A 15,195-nucleotide genomic window follows, 5' to 3' on the forward strand; every position below is an offset into this window, starting at 1 on the left:
CGGCGCCCCAGCACCGTGGCGCCAGGTTGCTGCGCCGCCGTCAGGTAGTAATTGGGGTTAGGAGCTGCGGGCGTAGAGGTTGAGCTGCTCCCACCCGGCCGCATACTTCTGGAAGGCGGCGACCGCGGACTCGGAATCGCTGTTGCTCAGCGCGGTGACCCACGAGTCGACGAGCTCCGCGGCCTCGCTCGGCCACAGCACATCGGACATCCCGCCGAGGTCGAGCTCGAGGATCGAGTTCATATCGAAGGTATCGATCCACTCGGCCAGGACCGAGGTCTGCTCGACCATGTCGACGACCTTCGAAGTATCCGCGATCGTCTCCGAGGCCCATTCCATGCGCGCCGAGGCGGCCAGGATGTCCGTGCGGATGAGCACCCGCAGACCCTCGTCGGTCTCCTCGGTGATGATCTGGTCCTCGGTCAGGGAGAAGAACAGCCACCACGACGGCGGCACGTCCCACGCCGAGACCCGGGTGAAGATCCGTGTGTCCTTCGCGTCCTGCAGCCACTCCGCACGCCGGCTCGCGGCACGCCGCCGAGCGGTCTTCGGAGCGACGATGTCCAAGGTCGCCTTCGAGGTGTGCTCTGTCAGCGATTCGAGCGCCTCCCATCCGCGGATGTCCTCCTGAGCAGGGCAGAAACGGTCCACTCCGTCCGCGGTCTGAGACGCCGGAAGGAAGATCGGAGTGCGCCGGAAAGAATCGGCCACAGGTGACGGAGGCAGGGAGATCAAGCGCTTGTCAGCGTCGTGGGAAATCTGCTCCTCGATGCGTGACCGGTTGTCCTCCACCCGCCTGTCTTGCAATTCGGAATGCACCACAAGAGGTTCGAAGATCCGCAGGGTGACGACATAATCGCGACGGTAGGCCATGGGTTCAGCCTATCCAAGGTCGGCTCGCAAAATGGAACTTCCCAGTATGAACAGGTAGGATTTAAGCGCATAGCAGAGATCTAGTCCGGGGCCATTCGCCCCATAGACGACGGAGGGGGTCACGCCAGTGGGTCGCGGCCGCGCAAAGGCAAAGCAGATCAAGGTAGCTCGGAAGCTCAAGTACTACAGCCCGGATACCGACCTTAATAGACTCCAGCAGGAGCTGGGCGCCGACGCGCACAAGTCTGGTCCGTCCGATCCTTACGACGATGAACCTGACTACTCGGCTTACGCCGACAAGTACAACGTCGACGATGACGACGAGTACGAGAACTGAGCCAGCCGCAGTCGGCTGATCTGACATCGCAGAGGGCGGGGACTTCGGTTCCCGCCCTCTGCCGTTCCCGCATATGGTCCACTGCGCCGGGACGTCCCCTCGCCGAGGCGGCTGTGCCCTCGCGCGCATCCCGACCGTTCCGTGCAGTTCCTCCCGTCCCGTGGCCATCACCCACCGGAAGCACCACACCCCCGTGCAGGAGCACGAGGGTGTGAGAGTACGGGCGAGGGATGCTCCGCAGCGAAACGCAGAGCCGCACGAGCCTTACTGCAGGATCGCGGCGCCCCCGTCGACGCCCTTGGCGCCCTGCACATAGTCGGGGTCGGTGGCGAGAGTTCCTTCATCGGCGGCGACGTCGCCGAGCACCCAGGCTCCGGGGCTCGCGGCGAGGACACCGTCGACGGATGCTGCGTCGACGACGAGGACCATGCCGACGCCGAGGTTCCAGGTGCGTTCACGGTCGTCCTGCGGCACTCCGCCGAGCTCGCCGAGCACGGAGAACACCGCCGGGATCTCCCACGAAGCCCGTGACATCTTCGCCACCAGCCCCTGCGGGAGCACCCTGGCCACATTGGCCGAGAGTCCTCCGCCGGTGACATGCGAGACCGAATGCACGGCTTCGGGCAGCGCGTCGAAGAGAGCGGCGAGCTCACCGGTGTAGACATGGGTGGGAACGAGCAGCTCCTCACCGAGGGTGCGCCCGAACTCCGAGACATGCTTATCCAGGCCCCATCCCGCCTCGGCGATGATGTGGCGGACCAGGGAGTAGCCGTTGGAGTGGATGCCCGAGGACGGCAGACCGATGAGCACGTCACCGGCACGGACCTTCTCGGGTCCAAGCAGCTTCGAGGCCTCGACGACACCCGTGGCGGCACCGGCGACATCGTATTCATCGACTCCGAGCAGCCCCGGGTGTTCGGCGGTCTCCCCGCCGACCAGGGCGACACCGGCCGAGGCACAGGCGTCGGCGATTCCCCGCACGATGTCGGCGATGCGTTCGGCCACGACCTTGCCGCAGGCGATGTAGTCGGTCATGAACAGGGGTCGGGCACCGCAGACGATGATGTCATCGACGACCATGCCCACAAGGTCGTAGCCGATGGTGTCATGCTTATCCATGGCCTGAGCGATGGCGACCTTCGTGCCCACTCCGTCGGTCGACGAGGCGAGCAGCGGACGCTCGAAGTCCTTGAGTACGGAGACGTCGAAGAGTCCGGCGAATCCGCCCATCCCACCGACGACCGAGGAGTTGTGGGTGGCCGAGACGGCAGCTTTCATCAGTTCGACAGCGCGGTCTCCGGCTTCGACGTCGACGCCGGCGGCGGCATAGGTGGTGGACTTCGGGTTCGCTTCGGAACTCAACTCAGCATCCTTTGTCGGCGGGTGTGTTGTTGACGGGAATCGGGTACTCGCCCGAGAAGCAGGCGGTGCACAGCTGGCTGCGCTCCTGCTCGGTGGCGGCGATCATGCCGTCCAGAGAGATATAGCCCAGCGAGTCCGCGCCGAGGTTCTCGCAGATCTCGGTCGTGGTCAGGCCGTTGGCGATGAGCTCGGCACGGGTGGCGAAGTCGATGCCGTAGAAGCACGGCCACTTCACCGGCGGGGAGGAGATGCGCACATGGACCTCGGCCGCTCCGGCCTCCCGCAGCATGCGGATCAGGGCGCGCTGAGTGTTTCCGCGCACAATCGAATCGTCGACGACGACGAGGCGTCGACCTTCAATGTTCTCCCGGATCGGGTTGAGCTTGAGGCGGATGCCCAGCTGCCGCAGGGTCTGCGAAGGCTGGATGAAGGTGCGTCCGACATAGGCGTTCTTCATCAGCCCCTGGCCGAACGGGATGCCCGAGGCCTCGGCATAGCCGACGGCCGCGGGGGTTCCGGATTCCGGGGTGGCGATGACGAGGTCTGCGTCAACAGGGTACTCCTCGGCCAGCTGGCGGCCCATCTGGGTCCGTGCGGCGTGGACGTTCTTGCCGTTGAGCTTGCTGTCGGGACGCGCGAGGTAGACGTATTCGAAGACGCAGCGAGCTTGGCTCGGTTCGGCGAAGCGGTGCGAACGCAGACCGTCTTCGTCGATGGCGATGAGCTCACCGGGTTCGATGTCGCGGACGAACTTAGCACCGACGATGTCGAGTGCCGCGGTCTCCGAGGCCACGACCCAGCCGTTCTCCAGCCGGCCCAGCGACAGGGGTCGGACCCCGTGCCGGTCACGCGCGGCGTAGAGGGTGTGCTCGTCCATGTAGACCAGCGAGAACGCGCCTTCGACATGCGGCAGCAGACTCAGCGCCGCCTCGGTGAGGTTCTCTCCGTCTTCGGTCGCGAAGAGCTCGGTGACCAGGGAGGTGTCATTCGAGGAATCACGGAAGGGCCGGGTGCGGGCCGACTTCTTCGTGGCCTCCTCGACGACCTTCGTCGCGTGGTCGCGGCGGGCATCGGCCATGACTTCGAGGGCGTCGAAGTTCGTCAGATTGCCGTTGTGGGCCAGCGCCACGGTGCCGAATGGGGTCGGCCCCAGGGTGGGCTGAGCGTTCTCGAACGACGGTGATCCGGTCGTCGAATACCGGGTGTGGCCGACGGCGATATGGCCCTGCAGCAGCTCGAGATCGCGTTCGTGGAACACCTGGGAGACCAGGCCCATGTCGCGGTAGATGAGGATCTGCTTGCCGTTGCTGGCAGCGATTCCCGCGGACTCCTGTCCGCGGTGCTGCAGGGCGTAGAGCCCGAAGTATGTGAGTTTGGCGGTTTCCTCGCCGGGGGCCCAGACTCCGAACACACCGCATTCGTCCTGCGGTCCGCGGTCCTGGGGGTCGATTTCGTGCGTCAGCTGCCCGTCTCCTCTTGCCACGAGTGAAATTGTCTCATACCCGCAGCTGCGCTCTGACCCGGTGCTCAGACTGTGGAACCGGGGGCCGAATCCCGTCCGGTTCCCGCATCGTCCTCGTCGTCGGCTGCGGGCTGAGCATGCGTATCGTCTGCGGGTGCGGACTCCGTGTTCGCCGAGGCGGCCGCACCTTCGTCGGCACCGGCATCGGGGTCCTCCCCGCGGGCTTCGGCGATGCGACGGCGCGCGATCTCCTTCGGATCGTCGACCATGTCGATCTGCGCATCGACCCGGAATTCCTTCGCCTTCTTCCGTCCCCTCCAGTCGAGGATGAGGGCGACGAGTCCGCCGAGGAACAGTCCGCCGATCCCGAGGACGAGCAGCATCAGGCCCATCCCCTTGGCCACCGTATAGCCCATCGGCATATCGGCCGGGTCGACGAAGATTGCGAGGATTCCAGCGATCGCGATGCCGAGCACCGCACCGATGCCCATGAACACCGAGTACTTGGGGCTGCGACGGACGGAGACGTCGATCTGGTCCTTCATGATCTCCTTGGACACGTGGCCGGATGGGGCCGATGGATCGCCGGGAATGTCCCGGAACAACAGGTCCCGAACAGTCTAGTCGAGTCAGCCTGAGGTTCTTCCCAGGCAGTCTCACGCCACTTCCCATAAACTGGACACAACTAAACTGGACTCACCCAGGTTGACGGTCACTGAAGACAGAGGTTTGCGATATGTCCCACACGATCATCGTCGGCATCGACGGTTCCGACAACGCCGAATGCGCCCTGCAGTGGGCGATCACGCACGCACAGAAGACCTCCGCAGAGATCCGCATCGTCTCCGCCTACACCGTCCCCGGCGTCAATATGAGCCAGGCCGATATCGTCTACCCCGCCGATTTCGACGACGCCGTGAAGAAGACCGTCGAAGACATCGCCGAGGCGGCCGCCGCCACCGTCACCAAGGCCGGCGTTCCCGTGTCGACGACGATCGTGCCCGGTGACGCCTCCGGAGTGATGGTCGAGCATTCGAAGAACGCCGCCCTCGCCGTCGTCGGCGCGCGCGGTCGCGGCGGATTCGCCGGTCGCCTCCTCGGATCCGTGGCCCTGGCCATGCCCGCGCACTCGCAGTGCCCCACCCTCGTCGTCCCGAGCACCTGGCCGACCCGGATCATGCCGACGACTCCCCTGCCCATCGATGATCCCGTCCGCACGACCGATGATTCCTCCGCCGAGGCGGACGGACGGTCGCGTCCCGACTTCTCCGGTGAGGTCGTCGCCGCCGTCGATCCCTTCGAGACCGACACCCCGGTGCTGCGTGCCGCGGCCGCTCAGGCCGCGATCTACGGTGTTCCGCTGCGCCTCGTCGGGGTCACCGCCACGCACATCCTCTCGCCCGAGTGGATGCCCAGCGAGGAGCATCTCATCCGGATGTACGACGAGGCGGCGAAGGCCTTCACCGCTGCTGCCGAGTCGCTGAAGGGAGACTTCCCCGATCTCGAGGTGCGGTTCTCGATCTTCGATGCACCTGCCACCGAGGTGCTCGTGTCGGCCACGTACACCGCCGATCTCCTGGTCATCGGCTCCCGTGGCCGCGGCGGGTTCGTCTCCACCATCCTCGGGTCGACGTCGCAGGGTGTGCTCTCGCATGCCGTGTGCCCGGTGCGGGTGGTGCGGGTCAACCGCCGCCAGCCGGCCCGCCGCCGCTGAGGCGCGGTGCCGTCATCCGAGCGCGATGAGCCCGATGCCCGCAACCACGATAAGGGCACCGGCGAGTTTGAGCAGCACGTTCTTCTCCCCGAAGAACCACCACGCCAGCAGGGTGCCGACGATGATCGAGGTCTCCCGCACGGGGGCTACGAGCGCCACCGGCGCCTGCTGCATCGCGTAGAGGACGAGCACGTACGCGAGCGGTGAGAGGATCGCCACGGTCACGAGCGCGCGCTTGTGGCTCAAAAGGATCTCGCGGAAGTCCGCGCGCTTCTCCCGGCCGCCGGGAAGCGCGAACATTCCGACGGTCATGATGAGCCCGACGCAGGCTTCGGAGACAGCGAAGTAGAGCAGCGGGGAATCGCTGACATGGTTCACGGCGAAGTCGTCCCAGAGTGTGTACGAGGCGATGAACGCCCCGATCAGCCCGCCCCAGGCGAGCCCCCGTCGCAGACCGTCGCTGCTCGTGGGGCCGTCCCCGCCGCCGCGGGGACGGATCGTGACGACGGCGATGCCGGCGATGACGGTGAAGGCTCCGACCGCCTCGGCGAGGGTGGGACGCTCACCGAGGAAGGCCACGGCGATGATGATCGTCACGACCGGCCCGATGCCGCGCGCCGTCGAGTAGACGACGCCAAGCGGGGCGTGGTCGTAACCGGACTGCAGGGCCACGGAGTAGGCGATGTGGAAGACCGCGCTCAGCGCCGCCGCGCCGACCAGTCCCCAGTTCAGCGGCTGCGCGCCGGTGGCGATGATGACGGCCGCGACCGGGGCGAGCAGGAGCGCCGAGAGCCCGTGGTAGGCGAGCACGAAGGCATAGCCTCGGCCGGTGACGGACTTCGCGGCGAGGTTCCAGACGGCGTGGGCGACGGCGGCGATGAGGACGAGCCCGAGCACCGGGAAGGTCATCGGCGCACCGGCCCCTTCCTCACCGTCACAGCTTGATGGCGACGGTCTTCGTCTGCGTGTATTCGTCGAGGGCTTCGATGGACTTCTCGCGACCGTAGCCGGACTTCTTGAACCCGCCGAAGGGCAGTTCGACTCCCCCGCCGGCACCATAGGTGTTGACGAAGATCTGGCCGGCATCGACCTCGGCAGCCAATCGGTGGGCGCGGGAGATGTTCTGCGTCCACAGTGCGCTGACGAGGCCGTAGTCGGTGCCGTTGGCCAGCGCCACGGCTTCGTCGTCGTCGGCGAACGGCAGGGTCGCGACGACGGGGCCGAAGACCTCTTCCTGGGCGATCCGGGACTTAGGGTCGACGGCGTCGACGATGGTGGGGGTGATGAACGCCCCAGCGGCGAGGTCGTCGGCCAGACCGTCGGGTCGGGTGCCGCCCGTGATGATCTGTCCGGAGTCGACTGTGGCGAGGAACCCGCCGACCCGTTCATGCTGTTTGGTCGATATCAGGGGCCCGAGCATCGGGTCGTCGAGGCCGTAGCCGATGGTCACCTTCGCCATGGCCGCGGCCATCTTGTCGACGACCTCGGCGTGGATGTCGCGGTGGACGATGAGCCGGGATCCGGCCGAGCAGGTCTGCCCGGCGTTCTGGATGATCGAGCGCACGAGCGATGGGATCGCCGCATCGATATCGGCATCGGGGAAGACGATGTTCGCGGACTTCCCACCGAGTTCGAGGACCGTGGGCACGACTCGATCGGCGGCGGCGTGGGCGATGGCCGAACCGGTCTGCGTCGACCCGACGAAGCCCAGATGTGCCACCCCGGGGTGGGCGCTCAACGCCGCTCCCGCCTCGCGCCGAGTCCGGTGACGACGTTGAAGGCTCCGGCCGGGAAGCCCACGGAGTGGATGAGTTCAGCCAACCGCACGGTCGAGCGCGGGGTCTCATCCGCGGGTTTGGCCACGGCGCAGTTGCCGGTGGCCAGCGAGGTGGCGGCGGCACGGCCGATGAGCTGGAGCGGATAGTTCCAGGCCACGATGTGTCCGGTGACGCCGAAGGGCTCTCGGCGCGTGTAGACGTGCATGTCCTCGGCCAGCGGGATCGCGTGACCGTAGTAGGACTCGATGGTGTGGCCGTAGAACTCGAAGTAGCGGGCGCACACATCGACGTCGGCATAGGCCTGGGTGAGCGGTTTGCCCGTGTCCTCGGATTCGATGCGGGCCAGATCGTCGCGGTTGGCGGTGATGACGGCGGCGGTGGCGATGAGCAGGCGGGAGCGCTGTTCCGGGCTCGAGCGCTTCCATTCCCGCTGCGCTTTCGCCGCAGCCTGCACCGCCCGGTCGACTTCATCGGCTCCGGCGCGGGCGATATCGCCGAGCTGGCCTCCGGTGGCCGGGTCGATATTGGCGTAGGTGAGCAGGGACGGCACATGCCGCCCGCCGATGAACGACGTCGTCTGCGTGATCTGTGCGCTCATGCTCGGGCCTCGAGTTCTGCGGTGGTGAAGAGGGGCAGGAAGTCGCCGAGGTCGGCTCGGGTCCCCGAGGCCTCGATGTCGCCGGCGGCGAGCGCGGCCTGGAAGTCGGTGCGTCCGGTGACCAGACCCAGCCACACCTCGGCCGAGGTCTCGACGACGTTCGGCGGGGTGCCGCGGGTGTGCCGGGGTCCGGCGATGCATTGGGTGACGCCGAACGGCGGGACCCGGACTTCGACGCTGTTGCCTTCGGCTCGGGAGGCGAGCTCCTCGAGGGTGAACCGCACGGCGGTGGCGATGGTCGACCGGTCGGCCGGGGCTGCGTCGAGCCTCGCCTGAGTCAGCCACATCTCGAGTGCGCTGCGCCCCTGATCGGGGTCGATCCTTCTGCGAATCGCCATCAGTCCCTCTTCCTCTCACCGATTGTGGCAATATCTTCCCCGAGCTCCAGGCGTCCGACAACGTTCGTCCGCCCCTCGGAATCCGTGCCTCCGGTGACCGGATCCGTGATCGCGGCGATCACGGCGTCGACCGGATCCTTCCCCGACGCCGAGGCGGCTCCCGGCTCAACGTCGAACGCTCCCGCCCGCTGGAGCAGGGTGAGGGCGACGAGCCCGGTGGCCCGCGAGGACCCGTCGAGGCATTTCACGGCGACGGCATACCCGGAGCGGGTGGCCATGACGATGACTCCTTCGGCCCCTCCCTTGGCGAAGACGCCGAGCTTGTCGATGACGGTCGAATTCGGTCGGCCGTGTCCTTCGATCGTCCACGGGTCGGCGAAGACCGCCTCGGTGAGGGTGCGAGCCTCGCTCTCATAGGCAGCCCACGCTCCCTCCTTCTCTGTGTCATCGCTGTTGCCCATCCGGATGACGCGGCCGATGGCGCGGGCGAGGCCGGTGAGGCTGAGCGCGAACACGGGAGCCCCACAGCCGTCGATGCCGACCGCGGACGGTTCCTCCGAAGCGAAGGCGGCGACCACCTCGGCGACCTTCTGCTGCACGGGATGCTCCGGGGACAGATAGGTGGCGGTGTTGGCGCCGATGGCGCGGGCTGCGGCGAGGAATGCCGCGTGCTTGCCGGAGCAGTTGAAGTACAGGGGCGAGCGCGGGTCCGTGTTCTCCTCTCCCCGAGCCCGCGCCGATTCCTGCAGTTGACGACGGAAGGCTCCGTCGGCGGGATGGGCGGACGGGCACTGCAGGTCGGACACGCTCAGCCCGGCATTCTCGAGCATCGCGGACACGACCGCCACATGCCCGGCTTCACACTTGTGTGAGGCAGCGGCCAGGGCCGCGGCCGGTCCCTCGAGCTGCGCGCCGAGGCTCATCGCCGCGATCGCCTGCAGCGGTTTGAGACTCGACCGGGTGAACACGGGAATCTCCGGAGCACCCAGGCTGATCAACGGTGATCCCTGCGGGTCGAGGACGACGGCGGACCCGATGTGCCGGGATTCGACGAAGCCGGAGCGCTCGACGACGGCGAGCTCAGCGGCTTGGGCGGCGGTGAAAGTCGAGAAGGTCACGCACTCAAGCCTACGACCCTTTAGGCTGGTGGCGTGAAGGTTCTTGTCATCGGTTCGGCGCCCGTGAACACGCCCTCGTCCTTGCTCTCTCGCGCGACCCGCACGTCGACGCCGTCATCGCCGCTCCCGGCAATCCCGGCATCGCGCAGATCGCGCACACCGAGGCCGTCGACGCCTCGGATGCCGCCGCCGTGACCGCGCTGGCCGAGTCCCTCGACGTCGATCTCGTCGTCATCGGGCCCGAAGCCCCGCTGGTCGCCGGTGTTGCGGATGCTCTGCGTGAAGCCTCGTTCCCCGTCTTCGGACCCAGCGCGGAGGCCGCGCACCTCGAAGGCTCCAAGGCGTTCGCGAAGGAGGTCATGGAGTCCGCGAACGTGCCGACGTCCTCCGCCCGCGTCGCCTACTCCTCCGACGAGGCCGCTGCCGCACTGCGCGAGTTCGGTGCCCCGCATGTGGTGAAGGCCGATGGGCTTGCCGCCGGGAAGGGAGTCGTCGTCACCGATGACTTCGATGCCGCGCTGTCTCATGCGAGCTCCTGCCTCGAGGTCTCCGACCGTGTCGTCATCGAGGACTACCTCGACGGCCCCGAGGTCTCCCTGTTCGTCCTCTGCGACGGCAAGACCACCGTCCCCCTGGCCCCGGCCCAGGACTTCAAACGCATCGGAGACGGTGACACCGGACCGAACACGGGCGGAATGGGCGCGTATTCGCCGCTGCCGTGGCTGCCTGCGGGCACGGTCGAGGAGATCGTCGACACCGTCGCCCAGCCCGTCGTCGATGAGATGGCCCGCCGCGGCACGCCGTTCACCGGACTCCTCTACTGCGGACTCGCGCTGACGTCGAAGGGTCTGCGCGTCATCGAGTTCAACGTCCGCTTCGGCGATCCGGAGACCCAGTCGGTGCTCGCCCGCCTGTCCAGCCCCCTGGGCCAGACGCTGCTCGCCGCTGCCGAAGGCCGCCTGAACGAGACCGCACCCCTCGAATGGGATCCGCGCTCCTCGGTGACCGTGGTCATGGCCGCCGAGAACTACCCTGGCACTCCGAACACCGGAGACATCATCCGCGGGCTCGACACCGTCGCAACCCTGCCCGCTGTCAGCGTCCTGCACGCGGGCACGAAACTCGCGACCGGTCCCAGCGGCGGATTCGCCCCCGAGGATGCTGTGATCACGAAAGACATCGCCGAGACCGGTGACATCGTCACCTCCGGCGGCCGTGTGCTCTCCGTCGTCTCCCTCGGCAACAACCTCGACGATGCGCGGGCAAAGGCCTATGCCGCGGTCGACGAGATCAAGTGGGACGGTGAGCAGCATCGCACCGATATCGCCGAGGCGGCCGCCGCCGGTCGCATCGAACTCGCCCCCGGCTACGCCGCCCCCGCACCGCAGCCTCCGGTGCTGCCGGGCTGGAAGCACGTGTACTCGGGGAAGGTCCGCGACCTCTTCATTCCCGTCGATGCCGCCGATGCCGCGAGCGCCGAACAGCTGCTCATGGTCGCCTCGGACCGGATCTCGGCCTATGACTGGGTGCTCGATTCGGAGATTCCGGACAAGGGCAAGGTGCTCACGGGCCTGAGCCTGTGGTGGTTCGATCAGCTCGCCGATGTCATCGGCAACCACGTCGTCAGCTCGGATGTGCCCGACGCCGTCCGCGGTCGCGGACTCATCGTGAAGAACCTCTCGATGTTCCCTGTCGAGTGCGTCGCCCGCGGCTACCTCACCGGTTCGGGAATGTCGGACTACCGGGCGACCGGGTCCGTGTGCGGAATCCAGCTGCCCGCCGGGCTCGTCGAGGCCGATCGCCTCGAACCTCCGATCTTCACCCCGGCGACGAAGGCCGAACTCGGGGAACACGATGAGAACGTCAGCTTCGACGCCGTCGCGAAGACCGTCGGGACAAAGACCGCAGAGAAGCTGCGCGACCTGACCGTGGAGATCTACCAGCGCGCCGAGCAGATCGCCAGGGAACGCGGAATCATCCTCGCCGACACAAAGTTCGAGTTCGGGACCCTGCCCGATGGCACGATCGTCCTCGGTGACGAAGTGCTCACCCCGGACTCCTCCCGCTTCTGGGACGCCGAGGGCTATGAGGCGGGCAAGGCGCAGTCGAGCTTCGACAAGCAGTTCGTCCGCGACTGGCTGACCGAGGAGTCCGGCTGGGACAAGGCATCGGACACGCCTCCCCCGGCGCTGCCCGCCGAGGTCGTCGAGAAGACCCGTGCCCGCTACATCGAGGCCTTCGAGAAGCTCACCGGGGAGACCTTCCCCGGCTGAGACTCTGCGCGCCGCAGAGCGCAGACCAGGCAAGCCGCGGGGCACCGACACACAGTCGGTGCCCCGCGCCTCGTCGTTCCCAGCGTCTCCCAGCGTCTCCCGGCGCTCTCCTACCGACGCTCTCCCGCCGACACTCGAGTCACCTGCGCATCACGTGCGAATATCGCAGAGTGAGACGCTGATTCAGCACCGCTGACAACCGGCATTGCAGTTTCCCTCTATCAAGTCGCAAAGTGGCAACGGATTCAGTGGAATCGCGATGGAAGTTCCGCTAAGGTGACTTCACAGTGATCTACAACACACAGGGGCGGACTCTGCGATCCGCCTCTGCCACGACAATGCAGTTCGGGAGGCAGCATATGGACCTCGACATCCTCGACGTCGCAATCTTCGACGGTGAGGCTCTGCGTCCCGAGAATCGTGTGAGCATCCGTGACGGGATCATCACCGAGATCGGCACCGGCCCCGCAGCTGTTCCCGCAGAACGCACGATCACCGCCGAAGGCAGACTGCTCACGCCCGGATTCGTCGATGCCCATGTGCACACGACCTTCGGCGGCCAGGAGGCACTGGCCTGCGATATCAGCGCCGCCGGAACGCTCAACGAGGCGCTGCAGATGATTCGGAACTATGTCGCAGACACTGCTTCGACGACCGACCCCGCGAATGTCTGGGTCATCGGCGGCGGCTGGTCGATGTCCCACTTCCCCGGAGGCGACCCGAGCGCCGACATCCTCGACGAGGCCTGCCCCGATCGGCCTGCGATCCTGCTCAGCGCCGACCACCACTCCGCGTGGGTGAACACGAAGGCGATGGCCGCGGCCGGTCTCGATGAGACCACCGCGGCACCTGCCGGCGGGGTCATCGTCACCGACTCGACAGGCCGCCCCAGCGGGTGTCTGCACGAATCGGCCATCGACCTCGTCTCCGCCCACGTGCCCGCAGCCGCCGATGAGGAGGTCCTCGCCGGGCTGCGCGAAGGGCAGCGCTACCTCAACTCCCTCGGCGTGACCGCTTGGATGGACGCCATCGTCGGCGACTACGGCGGCCACCGCGATCCCTACGGCACCTACGTCTGGGCAGCGGATTCGGGTGATCTCCATTCCGAGGTCGTCGGCAGCCTGTGGTGGCCGCGCGGAGTCGAGGACATCGACGCCGAGGTGGCCCGACTGACCGATCTCGCACGCACCGACGGCCGCTTCCGCGCCACCTCGGTGAAGTTCATGCTCGACGGGATCGTCGAGTCCCGGACCGCAGCGATGACGAACGAATACACCTGCACCTGCGGCGGCTTCGGAACGAGCTACTTCACGGAGGACCACCTCGAGGCCTCGTTCGCAGCCCTTGATGCGGCCGGCTTCGACATCCACTGCCATGCGATCGGCGATGCCGCTGTCAAGGCCGCCCTCGACGCCTTCGCAGCCATCCGGGGCCCAGGCTCAACAGGCTCTGGCACGGCCGGCGCCTCCGAACGACGCCACCATATCGCCCATGTCCAGGTCGTCGATCCCGCCGATGTGCCGCGCTTCGCCGAACTCGGCATCACCGCGAACCTGCAGGCGCTGTGGGCCTGCCACGACGAGCAGATGATCGGCCTCAACCTGCCGTTCCTCGGGACCGAGCGCAGCGGCTGGCTCTACCCCTTCGGGTCTCTCAATCGCACCGGTGCCCATCTGGCGATGGGCTCGGACTGGCCGGTGTCGACGGCGAACCCATGGGAGGCGATCCATGTCGCACTCAACCGCTCGCACCCGGCCGCCACGGACACCGCTCCCCTGCTGCCGGACGAGGCGATCGATCTGACGACGGCTCTGCGCGCCTACACCGCAGGCTCGGCCCACCTGCTGCGCTCGGCCGACAACGGCCGCATCCGACCGGGCCGGCCGGCGAACCTCGCCCTGGCCAGTGCGAACCCCTTCACGCTGCCGCCGACAGACATCGCCGGAATCACGAACGAACTGACGATCTGCGACGGACGCATCGTCCACGACGAAAGGCCATCATGACCAGCACAGCCACCTCGGCGCCCTCTGCGAAGACCGGGCTCGACCACCTCGAGATCCAGGGCGTGAAGAAGGTCTTCGGCGACAACACCGCCATCGAACGCCTCGACCTCAGCGTCCGCAAGGGCGAGTTCCTCTCCCTGCTCGGTCCTTCCGGCTGCGGAAAGACCACCCTGCTGCGGATGATCGCCGGCTTCGAGACCCCCACCGACGGGGCGATCCTGCTCTCCGGCAAGGACATCGTGTCCCTGCCGCCGCACCGCCGCCCCGTCAACACGGTGTTCCAGTCGTACCTGCTGTTCCCGCATATGAACATCGCCGACAACATCGCCTACGGACTCAAACAGGCGAAGGTCCCGAAGCCGGAGATCGCGCAGCGGGTCAGAGAGGCCCTGGCACTGGTCCAGATGGAGGACTTCGCCGGACGCAAACCCGAACAGCTCTCCGGCGGCCAGCAGCAGCGCATCGCATTGGCACGTGCGCTGGTCAATCGACCGCAGGTCCTCCTCCTCGATGAGCCGATGTCGGCGCTCGACCGGAAGCTGCGGGAGGAGATGCAGCTCGAACTCAAACGTCTGCACACGAAGCTCGACACGACCTTCGTCTTCGTCACCCACGACCAGGATGAGGCGCTGGCGATGAGCGATCGCATCGTCGTCATGTACGACGGCGTCATCCAGCAGATCGGGAGCGGCGAGGACATCTACGCGAATCCGCACAACGGCTTCGTCGCTGGCTTCATCGGCAAGCAGAACTTCATCTCCGCCGAGGTGGCGTCCACCGATTCGACGACCGCGACCCTGCGCACGGCCAACGCCGTGCTCACCGCCCCGACGCTGACACTCAAACCGTCCACCGCGGCCGGCGAGTCCCGTGATCTCGCGGTCGGCGACCGGGTGCGCGCAGCCATCCGCCCCGAGCGGATGCACGTCGCCCCGGCAGGTGAGAACTCCGGTGAGGCGAACACGGCCCGCGGGTCCGTGATCTCGTACTCGTTCTTGGGCGATGTCATCCAGTACATGATCGTCGTCGGTGACAACGATGAGATCCTTGCCCGCGTCCCCGCCGCAGGGCGGGATCCGATGAGTGCCGGCACCGAGGTGGAGCTGAGCTGGGACGCCGACGCCGTCGCCGTGTACGACCATGAGCCGAGCGCGGTCACGTCCCTCCTCGAAGGCGGTGCCTGAAATGGTCCGGCAGAGACCCGATGTGACATTCCTGGCGCCGCGGGCCGCCTCGGCGAGGTTGAGCCGGCGAGCGCTGTTGGCCGGGTTCGGAG

12 protein-coding genes and 1 pseudogene are annotated in these 15,195 nt (G+C 67.1%); 5 read left to right on the top strand and 8 right to left on the bottom strand.

Annotated elements, in window-relative coordinates; genetic code table 11:
* Positions 1-57: 57 nt before the first annotated feature.
* Positions 58-873, bottom strand: a complete 816-nt coding sequence (locus AC2W7L_RS16490; protein ID WP_167193989.1) for a DUF8083 family protein — start codon at positions 871-873, stop codon at positions 58-60.
* A 127-nt stretch (positions 874-1,000) separates the two neighbouring features.
* On the opposite strand from AC2W7L_RS16490, the gene AC2W7L_RS16495 reads away from it, so the two are divergent.
* Positions 1,001-1,210 carry a DUF3073 domain-containing protein gene (locus tag AC2W7L_RS16495; protein WP_039208206.1) on the top strand — a complete coding sequence of 70 codons (210 nt, stop codon included), beginning with the start codon at positions 1,001-1,003 and terminating at the stop codon, positions 1,208-1,210.
* Positions 1,211-1,474: 264 nt separating this feature from the next.
* On the opposite strand, the gene purM is transcribed toward AC2W7L_RS16495, so the two are convergent.
* From purM to AC2W7L_RS16510, 3 genes are read right to left on the bottom strand one after another with little or no spacing between them, the layout of a single operon-like run.
* Positions 1,475-2,572, bottom strand: a complete 1,098-nt coding sequence (gene purM, locus AC2W7L_RS16500) for a phosphoribosylformylglycinamidine cyclo-ligase (RefSeq protein WP_486005310.1) — start codon at positions 2,570-2,572, stop codon at positions 1,475-1,477.
* Position 2,573: 1 nt separating this feature from the next.
* Positions 2,574-4,055, bottom strand: coding sequence for an amidophosphoribosyltransferase (gene purF, locus AC2W7L_RS16505; protein WP_486005311.1), 1,482 nt, complete (start codon positions 4,053-4,055; stop codon positions 2,574-2,576).
* 44 nt (positions 4,056-4,099) lie between these two features.
* Positions 4,100-4,579 carry a hypothetical protein gene (locus AC2W7L_RS16510; protein WP_486005312.1) on the bottom strand — a complete coding sequence of 160 codons (480 nt, stop codon included), beginning with the start codon at positions 4,577-4,579 and terminating at the stop codon, positions 4,100-4,102.
* A 191-nt stretch (positions 4,580-4,770) separates the two neighbouring features.
* On the opposite strand from AC2W7L_RS16510, the gene AC2W7L_RS16515 reads away from it, so the two are divergent.
* Positions 4,771-5,748 carry a universal stress protein gene (locus AC2W7L_RS16515; protein ID WP_486005313.1) on the top strand — a complete coding sequence of 326 codons (978 nt, stop codon included), beginning with the start codon at positions 4,771-4,773 and terminating at the stop codon, positions 5,746-5,748.
* Between the two features lie 12 nt (positions 5,749-5,760).
* Here the strand turns inward: AC2W7L_RS16515 and AC2W7L_RS16520 are convergent, their stop codons facing one another.
* The 4 genes and pseudogenes from AC2W7L_RS16520 to AC2W7L_RS16535 all read right to left on the bottom strand — a co-directional run bounded on the left by AC2W7L_RS16520 (position 5,761) and on the right by AC2W7L_RS16535 (position 9,640).
* Complete coding sequence (locus AC2W7L_RS16520; RefSeq protein WP_486005314.1) at positions 5,761-6,657, bottom strand: EamA family transporter; 897 nt, start codon at positions 6,655-6,657, stop codon at positions 5,761-5,763.
* A gap of 25 nt (positions 6,658-6,682) precedes the next feature.
* Positions 6,683-8,124, bottom strand: a pseudogene (locus AC2W7L_RS16525) (aldehyde dehydrogenase family protein).
* On the bottom strand, positions 8,121-8,522 hold the full coding sequence (locus AC2W7L_RS16530) for a sterol carrier family protein (RefSeq protein ID WP_101546322.1): 402 nt from the start codon (positions 8,520-8,522) through the stop codon (positions 8,121-8,123). Before AC2W7L_RS16530 ends, AC2W7L_RS16525 begins: the two are co-directional and overlap by 4 nt.
* Positions 8,522-9,640 (bottom strand): asparaginase, encoded by a 1,119-nt coding sequence (locus AC2W7L_RS16535; protein ID WP_486005315.1) that lies wholly within the window; start codon positions 9,638-9,640, stop codon positions 8,522-8,524. The genes AC2W7L_RS16530 and AC2W7L_RS16535 overlap by 1 nt, the downstream gene beginning before the upstream one ends.
* 116 nt (positions 9,641-9,756) lie before the next feature.
* On the opposite strand from AC2W7L_RS16535, the gene purD reads away from it, so the two are divergent.
* From purD to AC2W7L_RS16550, 3 genes are all read left to right on the top strand, one after another.
* Positions 9,757-11,913: a phosphoribosylamine--glycine ligase gene (gene purD / locus AC2W7L_RS16540; protein ID WP_486005329.1), complete on the top strand. Its 2,157-nt coding sequence runs from the start codon at positions 9,757-9,759 to the stop codon at positions 11,911-11,913.
* Positions 11,914-12,200: 287 nt separating this feature from the next.
* Positions 12,201-13,919, top strand: coding sequence for an amidohydrolase (locus tag AC2W7L_RS16545; protein WP_486005316.1), 1,719 nt, complete (start codon positions 12,201-12,203; stop codon positions 13,917-13,919).
* Positions 13,916-15,103: an ABC transporter ATP-binding protein gene (locus AC2W7L_RS16550; protein WP_486005317.1), complete on the top strand. Its 1,188-nt coding sequence runs from the start codon at positions 13,916-13,918 to the stop codon at positions 15,101-15,103. Before AC2W7L_RS16545 ends, AC2W7L_RS16550 begins: the two co-directional genes overlap by 4 nt.
* Positions 15,104-15,195: the final 92 nt, after the last annotated feature.

It is taken from the genome of Brevibacterium sp. LAARM3_SD1, from assembly GCF_057364765.1.

Bases quoted from the DNA above. Each gene is read 5' to 3' on its own strand.
- AC2W7L_RS16490 (WP_167193989.1), bottom strand. From the start codon at position 873: ATGGCCTACCGTCGCGATTATGTCGTCACCCTGCGGATCTTCGAACCT.
- AC2W7L_RS16510 (WP_486005312.1), bottom strand. From the start codon at position 4,579: ATGAAGGACCAGATCGACGTCTCCGTCCGTCGCAGCCCCAAGTACTCG.
- AC2W7L_RS16515 (WP_486005313.1), top strand. From the start codon at position 4,771: ATGTCCCACACGATCATCGTCGGCATCGACGGTTCCGACAACGCCGAA.
- AC2W7L_RS16520 (WP_486005314.1), bottom strand. From the start codon at position 6,657: ATGACCTTCCCGGTGCTCGGGCTCGTCCTCATCGCCGCCGTCGCCCAC.
- AC2W7L_RS16530 (WP_101546322.1), bottom strand. From the start codon at position 8,522: ATGGCGATTCGCAGAAGGATCGACCCCGATCAGGGGCGCAGCGCACTC.
- AC2W7L_RS16550 (WP_486005317.1), top strand. From the start codon at position 13,916: ATGACCAGCACAGCCACCTCGGCGCCCTCTGCGAAGACCGGGCTCGAC.